We start from the raw sequence: 21112 nt of genomic DNA on the forward strand, positions 1-21112 counted from the left end.
CTTAATAATATTCAGGACTTGCCCTCTATCTTGTCACTCATGCGCCCCCTGGTCCTCTTACTTTCGCTGCTTGCCATCTCCACCGCTAGCGCCGCCGACCTCAAAACAGTCGCGCTCGTCGATTTCAGCACCTGCTCCAAGCCTGAGTGGCCCAAGGAAGCCCTGCGTACAGAAGTAACCGGCACGGTCCGGCTAAAATTCCTGATCGACGAAGACGGTAACATTCTCGATACCTTGCTACTGTCATCCAGCGGCTCCACGTTGCTGGATGATGCCGCCATGGCGGGAATACAGCGGTGCAAGTTCAAGCCTTCCACCGTCAACGGCTTAGCCGTCAGAGGCTGGACCAAACTGGAATACCGCTGGACGCTGGATACCGACGAAATCACCAGGCAAACGGTGGCCGATGCGCAGAAATACCGCGCCGCCGCACTGGCCGGCGACGCTGGCGCACTGTACAAGTTGGCACGCATTTTTCGCGACGGTGCTGGTGTGCCGTTCAACAACGATAGCTACCTGAAATTGCTGCGCGCCTCGGCGCAGGTTGGCTACGCCGAGGCCGAATTCGAAATGGCGGCCAACTATTACTACGGGCAGATTCTAGCCAAGGATCTGGAGCAAGCGATAGCATGGTACGAGCTCGCCGCCAAGCATGGCAACGCACTGGCCCAAGTTCGCCTCGGTGACTTTTATGAATCCGGCAATGCCGTCATCGGGCAAGACCTTTCACAGGCCGCTTTCTGGTATAGCAAGGCCGCGGAGCAGGGCGACCATGATGCCGAGCTAGCGCTGGGACGACTGTACGACAACGGCAAAGGGGTGGCGCATGATGCCGCCCGGTCGGCCGTCTGGTATCGCAAGTCGGCCGAATCTGGTAACGCGGAAGCTTGTTACCGAATGGGGATGGTTTACCTGCACGGCAACGATCCAGTTCAGGCGGCACTGTGGCTCGTCAAGGCCAGCGAGCAGCGCCAGGAAATGGCGGAGGGCACGCTGGCCAATCTGTATTTCACTGGCGCCGGCGTACCGCAAAGCGATACTGAAGGATTCAAATACCTGCGCCGTGCCGCCATGGCCGGCAACACCCGGTCAATGCGTCAGCTAGGACTAATGCTGTCGCAAGGCGTGCGGGTCACAGCGGACCGCAAGGAAGGCGAATTCTGGCTCGGCAAGGCGGCGCGTCTCGGTGTCCCGGCAAGCACGGGCGACGCCGTCAGCTTCGAGTTTTAAGGCTGCACCAGCGTGGCATCCGTTGACTTTTCGTAAGGCAAAAGCCAAGCAAATCCCTATGATTCCTGATGGAAATACCGTCCTCCTTGCGGAGGTGATGAAGTTAATTCTTGAGGAGTCTAATTCATGGGAATCAAACATTCTGTGGGCACGTTGCTGATGTGTTCCGCGCTGGCCTGCCACGCGGTACAACCCGTCGACCTGGGCGGGTTCGCCAATTCGGCCAGCCTGGCGATCAAGGCGGCCACCTTGACCGATGCCGAGGTGGTGGATTTGGCCAACAAATCCTGCGCGGAACTCGACAGTCAGAACAAAATCGCAGCGCCGGGCAGCAAGTACGCCAAGCGTCTGGCGGCGGCCTTGAAGCCGCTGAACATGCGCAAGTTCAATGGCAAGCAGCTGGATGCGAAGGTTTATCTCGTCACCGAGGTCAACGCGTTTGCCATGGATAACGGCTGCATCCGCGTATTTGCCGGCTTGATGGACATCATGAACGACGATGAAATTCGCGCCGTGGTCGGCCACGAAATTGGCCATGTGCTGCTCGGTCACTCCAAGAAGTCGATGCAGACAGCGTACAGCCTGCAAGCGGCGCGCTCGGCCGCTGGCGCCGCCGGCACCACGGCGGCGACGTTGAGCCAGTCCGATCTCGGCGACCTGGGACAGAAATTTATCCAGGCGCAGTTTTCGCAAACCCAGGAAACCGCCGCCGATGATCAGTCCTACGGCATTCTGTATAAGGAAAAACTGTCGCGCCAGGGGCTGGTGACGCTGTTCCAGAAGCTGGCCACGCTCAACGGTTCCGAGCGCAGCATGTTCAGCTCCCACCCCTCCTCGCCCGATCGCGCGCAGCATATCCAGTCACGCATCGATAAAGATGGCTAAGCGCCCTCACATGCCCAGCGTCTGCTCATCCAGCGTGCGGTTGCGGCCCAGCAGCTTGGCGCTGTACAGCAGCGCATCGGCGCGGCGCAGCATGGCGTCCACCGTATCGCGACCATCCAGCACTTCGGCGATGCCGGCGCTGTAGCACAGCGCCACGCCCAGCTCGCGCGGTCCCGCTTCCGCCAGCCAGACACGCAGGCGCTGGTCGTAGGCGCGGATGGCGGCCAGGTCGGCGCCGCGCTTGAGCACGGCGAATTCTTCGCCGCCGTAGCGGCAGATCAAGTTGCGTTCGCCGCCCACCGCGTGCATGCCCTGCACGAACAGCTTGAGTGCGCGGTCGCCGGCTTCGTGGCCGTAGGTGTCGTTGATGTCCTTGAAAAAGTCCAGGTCCACCAGCATCAGGCACAAGGGCTGCTGCTGGGCGTGGCTGTCGGACAGGATGACGTGCCCCTGCTGCATCCAGGCGCGGCGGTTGAATGCGCCGGTGACGCCATCAGTATTGGCCAGCCACTCCAGTTCGCGGGCAGCTTCGTCGCGGTGCGCCAGCAGAATGCCCACCATCGACATCACCACCGTAACATTGGCGGCCAGCGCAAACAGCAGGTTGGCCGGATGTGGCGCAAAGAAGTTGGGGAATTGATCGGTATAGAACGTGCCCAGCACGCCGCGCGCGGCGGTCACCGCCATTTGCACCAGCAGCGAGAACAGCAGCAACCAGCGCCAGCGGCCGACCGGCACCTGCGGCTTGCGGCACAGCGCCGCCGCCACCATTGCCAGTTGCAGCGTCAACAGGCCGTTGGCCCAGCCGACGCGAAAGGCGTAGTTGTCGAAGCCGATGCAGTAGCCCACGGTCATGACCAGCGCCGTCACCATCGGCGCCCGTGCCGCCGCCTCGCGGCCGCACCACAGGTCGAAGGCGATGGCACTGCAGGCCAGGCCGACGGCGATGCCGGCCATCGCCAGCGTCGACAGCAGCCGGTCGGCCCAGCCGCCCGCCGCCGCCAGCCCGGACGACAGCAGCAATACCCAGCCCAGCGCCTGCAGGCCGACGCCGAGCTGGGCCCGGCGCGCGGCCAGGTTGACCTTGCCCATCACGGCCAGCAATGCGGCGGCCATGGTCAGCAGGCTGAGCGTCATGGCTATGAGCAAAGAGGCAACATCGATGTGCATGGTGAGCAAAAGTGAGGGCGTAAGGAAGGAGTATATCAAGCCCGGCTGCGCTACACTGCGGGAATTACATGGCCTAACAACAGGAAGACGAATGGAAAACTATGCGGAACTGCTGGAAACGCTGACGCAGCAGGAAAAGGAATTGCAATTTACCGCCTTCAGCAGCGATACCGCGCTGACGCTGGGCTTGAAGCTTGTAGACCTCGCCAAGGCGCGCGAGAAGAGCATCACGGTCAACATCACCGTCAACGGCAAGGTACTGTTCCATCACGCGATGCAGGGTGCATCGGCCGACCAGGCTGACTGGATACGGCGCAAGAACAATGTGGTGGCGCGCTTCGGCCGCTGCTCGTTCTACATCGGCATCGACCACAAGCACCGTGGCGTGGTGTTTGAAGACATCAAGTACCTGAATCCGGAAGACCACGCGGCCAACGGCGGCGCATTCCCGATCACCATCAAGGACACCGGCATCATCGGCACCGTCACCGTCTCCGGCCTGCGCCAGGCCGAAGACCACGCCTTGGTCATCGAAGCGCTGCGCGCCGTGCTGGCTTAAGCCGTAACCCAGTTATCGACGGCGTGCTGCATGCGCAGCCAGCTTTCCGGAGAAGTCTTAAGATAAACGGCGAGCTGCTGGGCCACGTCAGCAGTCAGCGGGCGCTGCTCCAGTAGCAGTTCCTGCAAACTCTGTACGCTGATGCCAAGATGTTCGGCAAACGCCGCTGGCGATATCTTCAGCTCAGGCAACACGTCTTCGCGCAGCATGGCGCCCGGATGAGTAGGGCGTCTTTTGGCGTCTCGTAAGGTGTTCATCAGTGATAATCCTCCAGCCTGACATTGAATGCATTGCCGTTAGCAAAGCAAAATGTAATACGCCAGTTTCCTGATACCTGAACGCTATATGTCCCCTGACGGGATCCTTTTAAAGGATGAAACTTATAGCCGGGTAAATCCATATCGGCCGGTTCACAGCAACTGTTCAGCCGATCCAACATGCGGACTATGCGCGCGGCATGGGCACAAGGTATGCCAGCGTGAGCGCCATAAGCGTACAACCGGTACAGCCCCTTGTGCTTGAAGGAGGTAATCACCATGCACTCCGCGTAGATTAAGCTTCAATCTAGCGGTTCGCAAGCGCCGCGCGTTTGCGCTGGCGCAGATGATCAATAGTGCGGCGGGCGCTCGTGGGGGAGTTGGCCGCCGCTGCTTTGGGAAGCGTTGCGCACGTGTTGCGCCAGCGAGGCGCATAGCTGCTCCAGCTTGTCGATCTGCTTTTGCTGTTCGTGGATGCGGTCGTTGAGCGAGTCCACCATGTCTTCGGCGTACGCCAGCTTGATTTCGATATTGATGAAGCGGTCTTCGGTGTTCATGGTTGTTCCTTGTCAGGTTTGGGCGTGGCCAGCAGTTCCTTCATGCGCGCCAGGCGTTCCTTGGGCGTGATCACTTCGGATTCCAGCGGCACAGCAGTGCCCTCATCCAACTTCATTTCTTTGATAAAGCGCGACGGGTCGCAGTGCACCTGCTCCCCCGCGCGTTTGCGTTTTTTGCACCACGTGACTTTCAGCGTGCGCTGCGCGCGCGTAATCCCCACATACATCAGGCGCCGTTCTTCCTGCACCCGCGCGGCGATCGACTCGGCCGGCGCGTCGGGGTCGCCCTTGTGCGGCAGGATGCCTTCTTCCACGCCGACCAGAAACACGTGCGGATATTCCAGCCCCTTCGACGCGTGCAGCGTCGACATGCGCACCGCATCCGGGTCTTCGTCCTGGCCTTCCAGCATCGACATCAGCGCCACCATCTGCGTCAGTTCCAGCACGTTTTTCTCTTCGCCGTCGCGGTCCTTGCCGCCGCGGCCCCGGTCCTTCAGCCAGTTGACGAATTCCAGCACGTTCTGCCACTTGCTCTGGGCCGCGCGCTCGTCGAACATATCGTATAAATAGTTTTCATAATTAATCGCCTCCAGAAGATCATCCAGCACCTGCGCCGCGTTGTCGCCACTGCCCGACGGGCCGGGACGGCTGGCGCGCGATTCCAGGTTGTTGATGAAGTTGCAGAAGTCGCGCAACGGATTCAGTTGGCGGTCATTCAGCAAGCCTTCGATGCCGCCCTTGAACACCGCCTCGAACAGCGAACATTGCCACTGGCCAGAGAAGGTACCCAGCGTTTCCATGGTCGACTGGCCGACGCCACGGCGCGGCGTGGTCACCGCGCGGATGAAGGCCGGATCGTCGTCGGTATTGGCCAGCAGCCGCAGGTAGCTGATGATGTCCTTGATCTCGGCCTTGTCGAAGAACGACTGGCCGCCGGAGATGGTGTACGGAATCCGCTCCTTGCGCAGCGCCTGCTCGATGATGCGCGCCTGGTGGTTGCCGCGATACAGGATGGCGTAGTCGGTCCACTTGTTCTTGCGCTGGAAGTGGTCGGCCGAAATCATGATCGCCACCTGCTCGGCTTCGGTATCGTCGTTCGGCATCGCCATCACCTGGATCGGCTCGCCCAGGCCGTGCTCGGACCACAGCGATTTCTCGAACAGCTTGGGATTGTTGCCGATCACCGCATTGGCCGCCTGCAGGATGCGGGTGGTGGAGCGGTAATTCTGCTCTAGCTTGATCACCGCCAGGTCGGGGAAGTCGGTTTGCAGCGTCTTCAGGTTTTCCACCGAGGCGCCGCGCCAGGCATAAATGGCTTGGTCGTCGTCGCCCACGGCGGTAAACATCGGCTTCTTGCCGACGCCGGTCACCATCAGCTTGACCAGCTCGTACTGGCAGGTGTTGGTGTCCTGGTACTCGTCCATCAGCAGGTAGCGCAGGCGGCGCTGCCACTTGTCGCGCACCGGGTCGTTGTTGCGGAATAGTTCCACCGGCAGGCGGATCAGGTCGTCGAAATCCACCGCCTGGTAGGCCGACAGCGTCGCCACATAGCTGGCGTAGACGCGCGCCGACTGCGCCTCGTCCTCATCCTTGGCCTGGTTCAGCGCGATGATCGGATCGACCAGGCCGTTTTTCCACAGCGAGATGTCGGTCTGAATGCGCCGCACCACCTGCTTGTCGGTGGTGATGGCCAGATCCTGGATCAGCGAACCGCAATCGTCGGCGTCCATGATCGAGAAACGGTCCTTGAGGCCGACGCCATTGGCTTCCTGCCGCAAGATCTTCACGCCCAGCGAGTGGAAGGTCGACACCGTCAGCTGCTTGGCCTGCTTGGGCTGCTTGAGCAGCTTGGCGATCCGTTCCTGCATCTCCAGCGCCGCCTTGTTGGTGAAGGTCAGCGCAGCGATGGTGCGCGGGTCGTAGCCGCGGTCCTCGATCAGGTGGGCGATCTTCTGCGTGATCACGCGCGTCTTGCCCGAGCCGGCGCCCGCCAGCACCAGGCAGGGACCGTCCAGATAGGTGACAGCCTGGCTCTGGGGCAAATTGAGGCCGAAAACGGGGACTTGGGTGGACATCGGATGGGGGCTAGGAAAACGGAAAAGCAACCCCACATTGTAACAGTCCAAGCGGCCGCCACTGATATGCCGCAGGTAGCGTGGCTGACAATACGCTACCATGCGGGAATCGGGCCTCCGCCTCACCTTATATTGGTTGCAATCATGAAATTTGAACACTTAATCGAAGTCAACGACCCACTCAATCCGCTGATCGATGCGCTGACCGTCAAGCAAGTCTGGGCCGGCCTGGTGCTGCGTGCCGAGTCGCCGAAACTGTTTGTGCCGCATCTGGACGAAGCCATCATCGATCAGCGTACCGAGTCCGGCTTCCGCCGCCGTCTGCGCTACGGCGAGCTGGTGGTGGAAGACCGCGTCGAGCTGGAACCGATGCGCCAGGTGCGCTACCGCGTGGCGGCGCAGCAGGATATCGCCGAATCCAGCCTGATCATGACGATCGAAACGCCGAGCGAAAACGCGCTGTTCGTGCGCTTCCAGTACGAGGACAGCCACGACGAAGCGACCGACCAGGCCAACGCCATGTACGATGAGTTCCGCCGTTCGGCCTACGTGGAGTCGGACATCGACACCATCGGCATGATGCGCGAGCTGGCGCAGGAAGGCCGGCTGGACGCGACGCTGAACTAGTCGTTCAACTTAGTCCAGCGCGGCGCGGCCCCACACCTGCGCCATGCGCAGCGGCGGGGCATCCAGCGCCGCCACCTGGGCGTTGGTCAATACTTCCCTGATGGTATGCAGTTCGTTGCGCGTATCGCGCTGGAGAAACACCTCCAGCGGCGCGCCGCGCGGACCGAGCACCGACTCCACATGCGGCGTGGTCGATTGCAGACCGCGCCGCGCCACCACGCCGGTCTCGCCGTTAATCAGCCGCACATAGGTGCCGATCGGATAAATGCCCAGTTCGCGTATCACCAGCGACACCAGGTTGGTGTCCAGCGTGGTGCGCGCTTCCAGCAGCATGTCGCGCAAGGCGCCGTTGGCCGTCATCACCGGACGGTAGCTGCGCTCGGACACGCGGGCGCAATAACGGTCGGCCAGCGCCACCAGCTTGGACAACAGCGGAATCTGCGCGCCGACCTTGCCGTGCGGATAGCCCGTGCCGTCTTCATTTTCGTGATGGTGCAGCACGCAGTCCAGCCAGGCTTCATCGTTGACGCCGGCGGCGCGCAGCAGCTGCACGCTCAGCGCCGGATGGGCCAGCATGCGGGCACGGTCGGCCTCATCCAGCACGGCGCTGCTGTCATGCCAGCGCTGGTGATGCTCCAGCATGCCTGTATTCATGGTCAGCGCGGCCAGCGTGACCGTCATGACATCGTTGCGTGAACGCTGGCGGGCGCGCGCCAGCAAGACCGCAATCACCGCCGTGTTGACGCTGTGGCGCGCCGCATACGACGCCGCCTGCTGGTTGTGCAGCACGGCGGCGGTGGCGATATCAACGTTCAGCTCGACGGCGCCATGCACCAGCGCGGCGATATCGTCCAGCCTGCGGCGGAAATCGGCCGGCGCCCGGCCCTGCGACGCGGCTTGCAGCAGCGCGTGCAATTCCAGGCAGGCTGCGTTGAGTTTGCGCAGCACGGAAGGCGGTTCGGAAGCGGCTTCCGGCGGCACGCCATCCTCAAAAACGCCACGCTCCACCAGATACGCGATCTGGTTGGCACTGGCGATCATATGTCCTTTGCGAACCAGCAAAGCGCCATTTTCACCGTAGACGTCCCACGGCAGCAGCATGCCCAGTTTCAAATCGGCCGCTGTGACTTTGCGTATGTTCATTGCATGATAAAGATGCTATCGACGCAACAGCATACGGCTTTTCAGACGCCAGTGTGTAAAATTTTTGTATCTTTGATTTAACAATAACAATCACGGCCCTGGTGTGCAGTCGACGCAAGGACAATCATGCACAGGAGCATTTTTCAGGTGGTGCGCCAGGTCGCGCAAGGCGGTGCGCACGCCTTCCTCCACCACCGGATGGTAGAACGGCATGTCCAGCATGGCGTCCACCGTCAGCCCGGCCTGCACCGCCCACGCCAGCAGATGGCCGATGTTTTCCGCGCGCGGACCGATCATCTCGGCGCCGAGGAAGCGGCCGCTCTGGTATTCCGCATACACGCGCAGCATGCCCTTGTTTTGCAACATCACGCGGCTGCGGCCCTGGTTCTCGAACGACACCTTGCCGACGGCAAAGCGGCCGGGATGCGTGATGCACAGCTGGCTATACCTGGCGCCCATGGTGGCGATCTGCGGCTCGGTGAACGAAATCGCCAGCGGCGTGCGGCGCAGGCCGGGTTGGACGTCCGGATAGCGCGCCGCGTTTTCGCCGGCGATGCGGCCATGGTCGGCCGCTTCCGGCAGCTGCGGCCGGTCGTTGTTGGCGTCGCCGGCGATGAAGATGGCGCTGTCGCCGCATTGCATCGTTTGTGGATTAAACAGGGGTATGCCGTGATGGTCGCGCTGCAAGCCGGTGTTCTCCAGTCCCAGCTGATGCACATTCGGCCGGCGGCCGACGGCCGACAGCAGGTAGTCGAAATGCTCGGTCTGCTGATCGCCATTGGTATCTTCGCTAGTGATCGCCAGGCCGTCGCCATGCGGCTCCACCTTGACCACGCGCGTCTTGAAGCGCACGTCCAGCTCGTCGAGCATGGCGCTACGGGCGACGTCCAGCACTGCCGGGTCGCTCAGTTGGGCGACACTGCCGCCGCGGCCGAAGATGGTCACGCGCACGCCGAGGCGATGCAGCGACTGCCCCAGCTCCAGTCCGATCACGCCAGTGCCGGCCACCGCCACCGATGCCGGCAGGTCTTCCCAGTCGAACACGGCGTCGCTATGGATCACGCGCGGGCCAGCCGCGCGCCACTCGTCCGGCACGATGGGAGTGGAGCCGGTGGCGATGACGAAACGTTCCGCCTCCACCAGCGTGTGGTCGTCGATTTGCAGCTGGGTCGGGCTGAGGAAGCGGGCGTGGCCGTGCAGCTTGTCTTCGGCCGGGTAAGCGTCCACGCTCTCGACCACGAAGCCGACAAAGCGGTCGCGTTCGCTGCGCACGCGCGCCATCACCGCCTTGCCGTCGATGCTCACCTCGCCGGCATGCACGCCGAAATCGGCGGCGGCATGCAGCATGTGGGCCGCATCGGCAGCCGAAATCAGCAGCTTGCTGGGCATGCAGCCGACCCGCGCGCACGTTGTGCCATAGACGTTGCTTTCGATCAACAGCGCCTGCTTGCCGCCAGCCTTGGCGGCGCGATAGCCGGTCATGCCGGCCGTGCCTGCGCCGATGACGGCGACTTCAGTGCGTAAGGTTTTCATATGCCACAAGTCTACTCCCAACTGCCAATCGTGTTTTACTTCAAAGCAAAACAGTATTAGTATGGCTTATCGTTTTCAAATTTTATAAGCTTGACTTATGGACAATCTGGACTATCGGGCGCTGGCCGTGCTGGATGCGGTGGTCAGCCAGGGCAGCTTTGAGAAGGCCGCGCTGGCGCTCGGCATCAGCCAATCGGCCGTGTCCCAGCGCATCAAGGCGCTGGAGGATGCTGCTGGCCGCCTGCTGATCGTGCGCGGGCAGCCGGCCGTGCCGACCGGACTGGGCCAGCGGCTGGTGTCCCATCACCGCAACGTCAAGCTGATGGAAGCGTCGCTGGATATCGACCTGGGCAACCAGGTCAGCATGCCGGAAATCGCGCTGGCGGTGGACGCGGCCAGCCTGGCGACATGGTTCCCGCTGAGTTTGCAGCCGCTGCTGTCGCCGCCGCGCTGCCAACTGAATGTGCAGGTGGCAACGCCGGAACTGGCGCTGCATCTGGTGCGCGAAGGCAGCGTATTCGGCTGCGTCGCGGCCGGCGCGGCCGAGCCGCAGGCCAACGGCCCGCAAGTGACGCCGCTGGGCACCATGCGCTATGTCTGCGTGGCCACCAAGGCGTTTGCCAATCACTGGTTCGGCGACGGGTTTATCACCGATGCGGTGCAGCTGGCGCCAGCGGTGGTGTGCGACCGCGACATGATGGGCGGCTTCCTGCAGCAGGTGCTGGAGTGGCGCGGCGCGTATCCGCATCACACGCTGCCGCTGTCGGCGGCCAGCACCGAATGTGTGTTCGGCGGCCTGGCGTATGGCCTGCTGCCGCTGCAACAGGTGTCGGCGGCGCTGGCCGACGAGCGGCTGGTCGATCTGGCGCCCGGCCAGGTGGTCGACGTACCGCTGCACTGGCACGCGTGGAACCTGGACACGCCCTTCACCCGCGCGCTGTCCGAACAGATCGTGGCAACCGCCCGGCGCTATCTGCTTTAGCGTCGCGCCGGCGAAAGCCGGCGCCCATACTGAGCGTGCGTTCCATGGACACCGGCGTCCGCCGGTGCGACGTCAAATATCCAGCGGGTCGACTTCCAGCGACCACTTCACGCGGCTTTTCATCTCGCGCAGGGTCAGCATCCACTCTTTGAGGAAGGCTTGCAGCGCCGGCCGTGACGGCGACTCGACCAGCAACTGCGCGCGGTCCACGTTGTGCACCCGCGTCATGGTCATCGGAATCGGATCGTTGATGGTGATACCCGGATGCTGCATGCAATCGCGCGCCATGGTCAGGAACTCGATCGCCGTGGCCAGTTCGCGCGCCTCGGCCCGCAGCAGCGCCTGAAACAGATACGGCGGCAACGCCGCCTGCTCGCGCTCCTCCAGCAAGGCCGAGGCGAAGTGGTCGTAATCGTGGTGCACCACCGCGCCGTACAACGGATGCTGCGGATAACGGGTCTGGATCAGCACCTCGCTCGGAATGCCAGCCCGTCCGGCGCGGCCGGATACCTGCATCAGCTGCGCAAACAGCCGTTCACTGGCGCGGTAGTCCTGCGAAAACAGTGCCGTATCCGGATTCATGATGCCCACCAGCGTCAGGCGCTTGAAGTCATGCCCCTTGGCGACCATCTGCGTGCCGACCAGGATATCCACCTCGCCGCGATGCACGGTATCGAAGGCTTCCTGCGCGCTGCCCTTCTTGCGGGTGGAATCGGCGTCGATGCGCAGGATGCGCGCATCGGGGAACAGCGCCTGCAAACCCTCCTCCACGCGCTGCGTGCCGCGTCCCAGCGGCTGGATGTCGATATTGCCGCAGGTCGGGCAATGGCGCGGAATGCGCAGCTCCAGGCTGCAATGGTGGCAGCGCAGGCGATGCTCGGGACGATGCAGCACCATGAACGAGGTGCAGCGCGTGCATTCGCTGATCCAGCCGCACGATTCGCAGCAGATCACCGGCGCATAGCCACGGCGGTTGAGGAACAGCAGCGACTGCTCGCCGCGCTCAAGCCGCTGCCTGATGGCCGCCACCAGGTGCGAAGTCAGGCCGTCGTTCGGCTTGTCGCGCTCCATGTCGATCAGCTTGACGGTCGGCAGCACGGCATTCTGCACCGCCCGTTCGCGCAGCTCCAGCTTGCGATAGCGGCCGGACTGCGCGTGGTGCCAGCTTTCCAGCGATGGCGTGGCCGAACCCAGCACAATCGGGATCTGCAACTGCCAGGCCCTCCATACGGCCAGGTCGCGCGCCGAATAGCGCAAGCCTTCCTGCTGCTTATATGACGGATCGTGTTCCTCGTCGATGACGATCAGCTTCAGGTGCGGCAGCGACGACAAAATCGCCAGCCGCGTGCCCAGCACGATGCGCGCCTTGCCTTGGTGCGCCGCCAGCCAGTGCAGCATGCGTTCGCCCTCGGACAGGCTGCTGTGCAGCGTGGCCAGCATCACGCCGGGGAAGCGCGCGCGGATATTGCCTTCCAGCTGGGGCGTCAGGTTGATTTCGGGCACCAGGATCAGGATCTGGCCGTCCGGCTCGCGTGCCAGCACTTGCGCGCAGGCTTGCAGGTAGACCTCGGTCTTGCCGCTGCCGGTCACGCCGTACAGCAGGGTCGGCTTGAAGCCCTGGGCGCCACCGATGGCGTCGGCGGCGAGCTGCTGCTGCGGATTGAGCACCGGCATGTTGGACGGCGTGGGATCGTGTGGGGTCTCCAGCTTGGCCAGCTTCTTCAACGCCCGGTCCAGCGCCACCGTGGTCAGCACGCGCAGGTTCTTGGGCAGGCCGGGCAGCGCGACCTCGCCCAGCGGCCGCTGGTAATAATCGGCGGCAAAGCCGGCCAGCGCCAGCCATTGGGCCGACAACGGCGCCAGCTGGGTGCGCACGGCCAGCGCATCCTTCAACTTTTCCACAGGCACATCGGTCTCATCGACCACACCGACGATCAGGCCCACCACCTCGCGCCGCGCGAAGGACACCAGCGCCAGCTGACCCACCTGGGGCCGCTCGGCCGGATCGCACTGCCAGCGGTAGTCAAACACCGCGTTGAGCGGCGTATCAATAGCGATTTGCAGGTAGCAAGGGCGTGGATTATTCATGCTGCACCTTGCAAAAATATCGATGCTGTATGTATCCACAGTTTCTGTGGATAACTTTGTGGACAATGGAATCTTAATCCCCGGAAAGCACTGACATTCAAGTTGGCATCTTCCAAAACCGGGTAAAAAATCAAAATTTTATCTCTTTAAAATCAATGACTTGGAAAATGCTTCCTAGGGAGCAGAAATTCGCCGTCGGAAACGGCCAGCTGTGCATAAGTGAAGTATTTAGGAGCTTTTTTTCGGGGAAATCAAGCACTTTTTTGCACCGTTTCGGCACTTCGCAGTGCACCAATCCGCCAAATTTTATCCTTATGCTCACACCAAGCTTTGCGGCTTGATAACAAGCTTGGCAAGGGTGTCATTTTTGCCTAAAAATCGTGCAACGCAACATGAATCTCAGGTCAAACAGCAATATTATGGCTAAGTCACGGTTTACTAAGTCATTTTATTTCTTGTCCACAGTTTTTGTGGATAACTTTGTGGAAAATGAAGAAATAAACTACTTGAAGCTTAGCCACAGTGTTTACGGCTTGCTAAACATTGCCGTCTGCACCACAAATTTTATCGCTTTAAATCAATGAGTTAACTCATCATCAAGGGCTAGCCAAAAAGCACTGCCTATTATTTCCGCAGCAAAAAAAATTGTGCATAAGTCGGTCTAGTCAGAGCGCGCGCGCAGAATAAAAAAGGGCACGTTTCTTTCGAAACGTGCCCCTCTACACGATCGAAATCAAGCCGAGCGTTGGGCCTTGCTATAGGTGTGTACCGCTTCCACCATGGCCGCCACGCTTTCCGGCGGCGTGAACTGCGAAATGCCGTGGCCCAGGTTGAACACGTGGCCGCTGCCGCTAACGCCCGGCGGACCGAAAGCGTCCAGCACCTTGTGGACTTCAGCGGTAATCTGGTCCGGGCTGGCGAACAGGATGGCCGGGTCCAGATTGCCTTGCAGCGCGACCTTGTGGCCGACCTTGTGGCGCGCCTGGGTCAGGTTGGCGGTCCAGTCCAGGCCCAGCGCGTCGGCGCCGATGTCGGCGATTTCCTCGATCCAGTGACCGCCGCCCTTGGTGAACACGATGGCCGGAATCTTGACGCCATCCTTTTCACGCTTCAGCAGCGCCACCACCTGGCGCATGTATTTGAGCGAGAACTCCTGATAGGCACCATCGGCCAGCGCGCCGCCCCACGAGTCGAAGATCATCACAGCTTGCGCGCCGGCGTCGATCTGGGCGTTCAGGTACTCGGCCACCGCCTTGGCGTTGGTATCGAGGATAAAGCGCATCAGGTCCGGGCGGTTGTACAGCATCTTCTTGATGTTGTGGAACTCGCGCGAGCCTTCGCCCTCCACCATATAGCAGGCCAGCGTCCACGGACTGCCGGAGAAGCCGATCAGCGGCACGCGGCCATTCAGCTCGGTGCGGATCTGGGTCACAGCCTTGAAGACATAGTCCAGCGAACCCGGTTCCGGCTGGCGCAGGGCCAGGACATCGGCCTCGGTTTTCAGCGGACGCTCGAATTTCGGGCCCTCGCCTTCGACGAAATGCAGGCCCAGGCCCATCGCATCCGGCACCGTCAGGATGTCGGAGAACAGGATGGCGGCGTCCAGCGGGAAGCGGTCCAGCGGCTGGATCGTCACCTCGGTGGCGTAATCGGGATTGGTGGCCAGGCCCATAAAGGAACCGGCCTTGGCACGGGTGGCGCGGTATTCCGGCAAATACCTTCCGGCCTGGCGCATCAGCCACACAGGGGTGTAGGTGGTGGGCTGGCGCAACAACGCGCGCAGGAAGGTGTCATTCTTGAGCGGAGCAAATTGTGGCATGGAAGGCAATAGAGAACAATCAAGCCGCTATTATCGCATCCCACGCCATTTTGCGAATTTTGCTCTATCATGCGGAGCACCGCGCACTGACCTTTTTGGAGCTTTTATGACATCGCCTGCTTCCCCGAACATTGCCGCCTTTGGCGCCTGGCCTTCGACCATCAGCGCTGCGCGTGTGGCGGCGGGGGCGACGCCGCTGTCGTCGCTAATGCTGGGCGGGGCCGATGGCAGTGATATCTTCTGGCTGGCCGGCCGCGCGGCGGAGGCCGGCCGCAACACGCTGCTGCGCTACCACGGCGCCACCAGCGAAGAATTGACGCTGGCGCCGTTCAATGTACGCTCGCGGGTGCATGAATATGGCGGCGGGGCGTATGCGGTAGAGGGCGAGACGGTGTACTTCTCGCACTTTAAGGATAACTGCGTCTATAGCGTTATTCCTGGCGACGCACCGGTGGCGGTAACGCAGGCCGGCAAGCAGCGCTTTGCCGATTTTGTGGTCGACCGCGCGCGCAATCGGCTGATCGGCGTGCGCGAGCTGCATGGCGACGATGAACATGCTCAGCCGACCAATACGATCTGCGCGATCGACATCGCCGGCGGCGTCGAGACTGTGCTGGTGCACGGTGCGGACTTTTATTCGTCGCCACGCCTGTCGCCTGACGGCCGTTCGCTGGTCTGGCTAAGCTGGGACCATCCGCGCATGCCGTGGCAAGGCACCACGCTATGGCTGGCCGATATCAACGCCGACGGCACGCTGGCCACGCCCAAACGCATCGCTGGCGGCGAAGAGGAATCCATCTGCCAGCCCGAATGGTCGCCCGACAATCTGCTGCACTTCGTCTCCGACCGCAGCGGATGGTGGAATCTGTACCGACTGTGCGCCGACCGCGTGCGCATCGAAGGCCTGTGCCCGATGGAAGCCGAATTCGCCTCCCCGCACTGGACCTTCGGTAACAGCATGTACGGCTTCCGCTCGGCCGGCGAAATCATTTGCACCTACATCGACAAGGGCGTGAGCCGCCTGGCGCGCCTGCTGCCGGGCAGCGGCAAGCTGGAAGCCATCGCCAATCCGTACGAGGAAATCCGCGAACTGCGCGTCGGTCCCGGCTACATCGCCATGCTGGCAGGCGGCCCGACCATCCCGATGGAACTGGCGCGCATCGACTTCACCGAGGAAGGCGTCGAAATCCTGGCACAGTCGATTGACGACCTGCCGGAGGAAGCCAACCTGTCCGTCCCGACCAGCATCAGCTATCCGAGCGCCAACGGCCGTACCGCCCACGCCTTCTACTACCCGCCGCGCAACCAGGACGTGCAGGCGCCTGCAGGCAGCAAGCCGCCGGTGATCGTCATCAGTCATGGCGGCCCGACCGGCATGACCGTCAATACGCTCAACCTGAAGACCCAGTTCTGGACCAGCCGTGGTTTCGGCGTGCTGGATGTGAACTACGGCGGCAGCACCGGCTTTGGCCGCGCCTACCGCGACCTGCTCAAGGGTCAGTGGGGCGTCGTCGACGTGGAAGACTGTGTGGCCGGCGCCCAGGCGCTGGTGGAGCGCGGCCTGGCGGACGGTGAACGCCTGATCATCCGTGGCGGCAGCGCCGGCGGCCTGACCACGCTGTGCGCGCTGACCTTCCACGACGTCTTCAAGGCCGGCGCCAGCTACTACGGCGTCTCCGACCTGAAAGGCCTGGATCAGGATTCGCACAAGTTCGAGTCGCATTACAATGAATACCTGATCGCGCCGAAAGCGCAGGCCGATGCGATCTACGCCCAACGCTCGCCGATCAACCACACCGACAAGCTGTCACGCCCGATGATCTTCTTCCAGGGCCTGGACGACAAGGTGGTGCCGCCGCAGCAATCGGAAATGATGGTCGACGCGCTGAAAAAGCGTGGCATCCCGGTCGAATACGTGCCGCTGGAAGGCGAAGGCCATGGCTTCCGCAAAGCCGAAAACATTATCCGCACGCTGGAAGCGGAGCTGGACTTCTATCAAAACATCTTTAAGCTGAATCACGCATGACCGATCCCAAGCTGCTCGTCGAATTCGATGCGCTGCCATTTAACGAAAAAGCCATCCTCGCCCTGCTCGCCCTGATCGGCGAGCCGACGGGACGCACCGCCATCCTCGATCACCTGAACCATGCGCGCATCGAGCAGGATAACGACGGCAATCTGTACACCGTAGCTACGCTGGACGACTCCATGTCGCGGCTGGAGCGGCTGGCTTTCATCAGCGTGGTGACGGGACGCGGCTTTATCTGCAATCCCAAGCTGCGCTGGCCGGCGATCCGCTCCGCCATCGGCACCCACGCGCTGGAAGACCTATGCGCCGCCTACGCGGAGCTGGTGCCGATGCGCCAGACCTGGAACAGCATGGAGCCGCGCAGCTACCGCGCCGGCATGGCGCGCCTGCGCATGGGCCTTCTGCGTGGCCACGGCCCGCAACAGGTCCAGCAGGTGCTGGCGTTCTGCTTGGGCAGCTACGAGGCGGCGCAGCTGCATCCGATCGTCGATATCTTCGGCCGCCCATTCGAGCCGGGCATGCTCGCGCTGGTCCACCCGCTGTTGCAAGACGATGTGCTGGCGGTTCTGCTGCAAAACGCCCAGCATGAACCGCCCACCGCGCCGGCCATCCGCGAATTCTGCGACATGCATATGCAGCGCCGTCACGGCGACGTCAACGCCGAACTGCGCATGGCGATGGCGGAAGACGCGCTGCTGTGCGGCCGCCTGGACGACGCCAAGCGCTATCTGGAACGCACGGTGGGGCCGCAAAGCCAGTACCTCGCCAGCGTGGTGGTGCTGCTGCGCGGCGCCGCCAGCGCCGCCATCATCGGCTTTGACGCCGCGCTGAAAGCCCTGCGCCGCGATACCGGCAAACGCAAGCAGCTGTTCACCGGCATGGGCGCGCAGCTGTACCTGTTGTCGGCACTGCGCAGCGCCGACGCCAAACACCTGAAGGCGGCCGAAGCCTACCTGGAAATCGCCGTCAAGCTGCCGAGAAATCACGACAGCGCGGTGCACCAGCAGATCGACATGCTGCGCCAGATCCGCGCCGGCGTCATGCAGGTGGACGCGGTGTCTGCGCTGCCGTGGGAACCGTCGCTGCAAACCCAGATGTTCCAGTACCTGCTGTACTTCTGGCTGTCGCTGCCGCAACTGCAGGAGCGCAAGGAGCAGTTGCAGGAAATGGTGAAGAACGCCGAACGCGCCGGTTATATGTTCATCGCCAGCCAGGGCGCCGCGCTGCTGGGCCAGATGGGCGACGCCGCGATGCAGACGCACGCGCAAGCCTTGCGTTCGCGCTTCGGCTTCCCGGACCTGAGCACCTGGTTCGAGCGGCAGGAAGGCTGGCAGCGCCAGCTCACCGCGCTGATCAACCTGCACCAGCCGACTGCCCCTGATGCGGCGGGCAGTTCACGCCTGGTCTGGTTGCTGACCTACGATCCGCGCCACGGCCTGACCGACATCGCGCCGGTGGAGCAGAAACGCGATGCACGCGGCCTGTGGAGCAAGGGCCGCGCCGTGGGCCTGAAGCGTCTGCGCTTCGAGTCCGAGCAGTTCGACTTTCTGACGCCGCAGGATATCCGCGCGGCGGAGGCCATTACGGTGGCGCATCGCGGCTACCAGTCCACTGGCCTGACTTACGAGATCGACCCGCAGCGTGCCGCGCCGATGCTGGTGAATCACCCGCTGTTGTACTGGTCCGACCTGCCGGACATGCGGGTGGAGATGCTGTCCGGCGAACCGGAGCTGCTGGTCAAGCGCAGCCCCGGCAACCTGGAATTGCGCTTGCAGCCACCGATCCCGGACGACAACTCCTCGGTGGTCATCACCCGCGAGACGCCAACGCGCCTGCGCGTGGTCAGCATCCTTGATGAGCACCGTAAGATCGCCTCCATCGTCGGCGATGCGCTCAACGTGCCGTCGCATGCGGAGCAGCAGGTGCTGTCGGCCATCAGCGCCATCTCGTCGCTGGTGACGGTGCAGTCGGACATCGGCGGCGCCGCGCCGGACATGGAGCAGATGGACGCGGACATGCGCCTGCATCTGCACCTGCTGCCCTACCAGCACGGCCTGAAGATGCAGATCCTGGTGCGCCCGCTGGTCAACGGCGCCTACTACAAGCCGGGCGACGGCGCCGACAGCGTACTCGCCGACATCGGCGGCAAGCCGGTACAAGCGCGCCGCCAGCTGATCGACGAACGCGATGCCGAGCGCGACCTGATCGCCAAATGTCCGGTGCTGGAATCGGCCGAGCAGGAACATGGCGAGTGGCTGCTGGGCCAACCGGCCCTGTGCCTGCAACTGCTGGTGGAATTGCAGGCGCTGGACCCGGCCAGCATCGTCATCGCCTGGCCGGAGGGCGAGAGCTTCCGCGTCACCAACAAGGTCGAGACCAAGCAACTGCGCCTGGCCATCAAGAGCAACAAGGACTGGTTTGCCGCCAGCGGCGAACTGCAGGTGGACGAGGGCAAGGTCATCGACCTGCGCACGCTGCTTGAGATGATGGAGAAGAGCCACGGCCGCTTCGTCGAATTGGGCGAAAACCGCTACCTGGCGCTGACCGAGGAACTGCATCGCCGCCTGCAGGAAGTATCGGCTTACGGCGAGCTTACCGCCGACGGCGTGCGCCTGCATCCGCTGGCGTCGTTCGCGCTGGAGGAACTGGCCGACGATGTCGGCGGGCTCAAAGCCGACAAGCTGTGGAAAGCGCATCTGTCGCGCATGCAGGAACAGACCATCTTCGAGCCGCAGCTGCCAAGTACCTTGCAGGCGGAATTACGCGACTATCAGCTGGAAGGCTACAACTGGCTGTCGCGCCTTGCCCATTGGGGCGTGGGCGCCTGCTTGGCCGACGATATGGGGCTTGGCAAAACGCTGCAGGCACTGGCGCTGATGCTGTCGCGCGCGCCGCAAGGCCCGACGCTGGTAATCGCGCCGACTTCTGTCTGCATGAACTGGATGAGCGAAGCCGCGCGCTTCGCGCCGACGCTGAACGTGCAATTGTTCGGCGCCGGCGATCGCGCGGAGCAGCTGAACAATCTGCACGCTTACGACGTGGTGGTGACCAGCTACGGCCTGCTGCAACTGGAGTCGGCGCTGTTTGCCGGCGTGCAGTGGAATACCATCGTGCTGGATGAAGCGCAGGCCATCAAGAACGCCGCCACCAAGCGCTCCGCCGCCGTGATGGCGCTCAAGGGCGAGTTCCGCATCGCCGTCACCGGCACGCCGCTGGAAAATCATCTGGGCGAGTTGTGGAACCTGTTCCGCTTCATCAATCCCGGCCTGTTGGGCAGCATCGAACAATTCAACCTGCGCTTCGCCGCGCCGATCGAGAAACCGCAAGACCATCGCGCCGAACTGGGTGCGCGCAAGCGCCTGCGCCATTTGATCCAGCCCTTCATCCTGCGCCGCACCAAGTCGCAGGTACTGACCGAGCTACCGTCGCGCACCGAGATCACGCTGGAAGTCGACCTGTCGGCCGACGAGACGGCGCTGTACGAATCGCTGCGCCGCGCCGCGCTGGAGAATCTGGAAAAGGTCGAAGGACCGGCCGAGAAGAAATCGATCCAGATCCTGGCCGAGATCATGAAGCTGCGCCGGGCCTGCTGCAATCCGAATCTGATTGCGCCGGAACTGGGACTGGCCAGCAGCAAGCTGGCCGCTTTCGCGCATCTACTGGAAGGCCTGCTGGAGAACAAGCACAAGGTGCTGGTATTCAGCCAGTTCGTCGACCATCTGGCGCTGATCCGTGCGCATCTGGATGAACAAGGTGTCAGCTATCAGTACCTCGATGGCTCGACCTCGATGGCCGATCGCAAGAAGCGCGTGGATGCCTTCCAGGCCGGCGTCGGCGATGTGTTCCTGATCTCGCTGAAGGCGGGCGGGGTCGGCATCAACCTGACGGCGGCCGACTACGTGATCCATATGGACCCGTGGTGGAATCCGGCGGTGGAAGACCAGGCCTCGGATCGCGCGCACCGCATGGGCCAGCTGCGGCCGGTGACCATCTATCGCCTGGTGGCGCGGCACACCATCGAGGAAGGCATCGTCGACCTGCACCAGCACAAGCGCGACCTGGCCGACAGCCTGCTGGAGGGCAGCGATGTCAGCGGCCGCATGTCGTCGTCCGAGATGTTGGCGATGCTGCAAGAGGGCTTGAAAAAGTAATTCGACT

At 62.6% G+C, this 21112-nt stretch carries 16 protein-coding genes; 7 read left to right on the top strand and 9 right to left on the bottom strand.

Going from position 1 to position 21112, the window contains the following annotated elements; genetic code table 11:
• Window positions 1-39 precede the first annotated feature (39 nt).
• Together HH213_RS10195 and HH213_RS10200 are read left to right on the top strand one after the other, a co-directional pair.
• On the top strand, window positions 40-1230 hold the full coding sequence (locus tag HH213_RS10195) for a TonB family protein (protein WP_169112183.1): 1191 nt from the start codon (window positions 40-42) through the stop codon (window positions 1228-1230).
• A 126-nt stretch (window positions 1231-1356) separates the two neighbouring features.
• A complete protein-coding gene (locus tag HH213_RS10200; protein WP_169112184.1) occupies window positions 1357-2115 on the top strand; it encodes a M48 family metalloprotease in 759 nt (252 codons plus the stop codon).
• Between the two features lie 6 nt (window positions 2116-2121).
• Here the strand turns inward: HH213_RS10200 and HH213_RS10205 are convergent, their stop codons facing one another.
• Entirely contained in the window at window positions 2122-3252 is a 1131-nt protein-coding gene (locus tag HH213_RS10205) for a GGDEF domain-containing protein (RefSeq protein ID WP_229263382.1), read from the bottom strand.
• Between the two features lie 124 nt (window positions 3253-3376).
• Between HH213_RS10205 and HH213_RS10210 the strand changes: the two genes are divergently transcribed.
• Complete coding sequence (locus HH213_RS10210; RefSeq protein WP_169112185.1) at window positions 3377-3844, top strand: heme-degrading domain-containing protein; 468 nt, start codon at window positions 3377-3379, stop codon at window positions 3842-3844.
• On the opposite strand, the gene HH213_RS10215 is transcribed toward HH213_RS10210, so the two are convergent.
• The 4 genes from HH213_RS10215 to HH213_RS10230 form a co-directional block, all read right to left on the bottom strand.
• Window positions 3841-4101: a HigA family addiction module antitoxin gene (locus HH213_RS10215; protein ID WP_169112186.1), complete on the bottom strand. Its 261-nt coding sequence runs from the start codon at window positions 4099-4101 to the stop codon at window positions 3841-3843. The genes HH213_RS10210 and HH213_RS10215 overlap by 4 nt on opposite strands.
• A complete protein-coding gene (locus HH213_RS10220) occupies window positions 4101-4382 on the bottom strand; it encodes a type II toxin-antitoxin system RelE/ParE family toxin (RefSeq protein ID WP_229263383.1) in 282 nt (93 codons plus the stop codon). The genes HH213_RS10215 and HH213_RS10220 overlap by 1 nt, the downstream gene beginning before the upstream one ends.
• A 69-nt stretch (window positions 4383-4451) precedes the next feature.
• Window positions 4452-4658: a SlyX family protein gene (locus HH213_RS10225; RefSeq protein WP_161055165.1), complete on the bottom strand. Its 207-nt coding sequence runs from the start codon at window positions 4656-4658 to the stop codon at window positions 4452-4454.
• Window positions 4655-6733, bottom strand: coding sequence for a UvrD-helicase domain-containing protein (locus tag HH213_RS10230; RefSeq protein ID WP_169112187.1), 2079 nt, complete (start codon window positions 6731-6733; stop codon window positions 4655-4657). The genes HH213_RS10225 and HH213_RS10230 overlap by 4 nt, the downstream gene beginning before the upstream one ends.
• A 144-nt stretch (window positions 6734-6877) precedes the next feature.
• Between HH213_RS10230 and HH213_RS10235 the strand changes: the two genes are divergently transcribed.
• Window positions 6878-7360 carry an SRPBCC family protein gene (locus HH213_RS10235; protein WP_110845869.1) on the top strand — a complete coding sequence of 161 codons (483 nt, stop codon included), beginning with the start codon at window positions 6878-6880 and terminating at the stop codon, window positions 7358-7360.
• A gap of 9 nt (window positions 7361-7369) precedes the next feature.
• Here the strand turns inward: HH213_RS10235 and HH213_RS10240 are convergent, their stop codons facing one another.
• Window positions 7370-8503, bottom strand: a complete 1134-nt coding sequence (locus HH213_RS10240) for an HD-GYP domain-containing protein (protein ID WP_229263384.1) — start codon at window positions 8501-8503, stop codon at window positions 7370-7372.
• Window positions 8504-8593: 90 nt separating this feature from the next.
• Window positions 8594-10036 (bottom strand): dihydrolipoyl dehydrogenase, encoded by a 1443-nt coding sequence (locus HH213_RS10245; protein ID WP_169112188.1) that lies wholly within the window; start codon window positions 10034-10036, stop codon window positions 8594-8596.
• 97 nt (window positions 10037-10133) lie between these two features.
• On the opposite strand from HH213_RS10245, the gene HH213_RS10250 reads away from it, so the two are divergent.
• A complete protein-coding gene (locus HH213_RS10250; protein ID WP_110845871.1) occupies window positions 10134-11018 on the top strand; it encodes an ArgP/LysG family DNA-binding transcriptional regulator in 885 nt (294 codons plus the stop codon).
• Between the two features lie 72 nt (window positions 11019-11090).
• On the opposite strand, the gene HH213_RS10255 is transcribed toward HH213_RS10250, so the two are convergent.
• Together HH213_RS10255 and hemE are read right to left on the bottom strand one after the other, a co-directional pair.
• Complete coding sequence (locus tag HH213_RS10255) at window positions 11091-13106, bottom strand: primosomal protein N' (RefSeq protein WP_169112189.1); 2016 nt, start codon at window positions 13104-13106, stop codon at window positions 11091-11093.
• A 733-nt stretch (window positions 13107-13839) separates the two neighbouring features.
• A complete protein-coding gene (hemE, locus tag HH213_RS10260) occupies window positions 13840-14925 on the bottom strand; it encodes a uroporphyrinogen decarboxylase (protein ID WP_110845873.1) in 1086 nt (361 codons plus the stop codon).
• A gap of 106 nt (window positions 14926-15031) precedes the next feature.
• Between hemE and HH213_RS10265 the strand changes: the two genes are divergently transcribed.
• Entirely contained in the window at window positions 15032-16951 is a 1920-nt protein-coding gene (locus HH213_RS10265) for a S9 family peptidase (RefSeq protein WP_169112190.1), read from the top strand.
• On the top strand, window positions 16948-21105 hold the full coding sequence (locus HH213_RS10270; RefSeq protein WP_169112191.1) for a DEAD/DEAH box helicase: 4158 nt from the start codon (window positions 16948-16950) through the stop codon (window positions 21103-21105). The genes HH213_RS10265 and HH213_RS10270 overlap by 4 nt, the downstream gene beginning before the upstream one ends.
• The last annotated feature ends 7 nt before the right edge of the window (window positions 21106-21112 follow it).

Source organism: Duganella dendranthematis (assembly GCF_012849375.1).
GTDB classification, from domain to species: domain Bacteria; phylum Pseudomonadota; class Gammaproteobacteria; order Burkholderiales; family Burkholderiaceae_D; genus Rugamonas; species Rugamonas dendranthematis.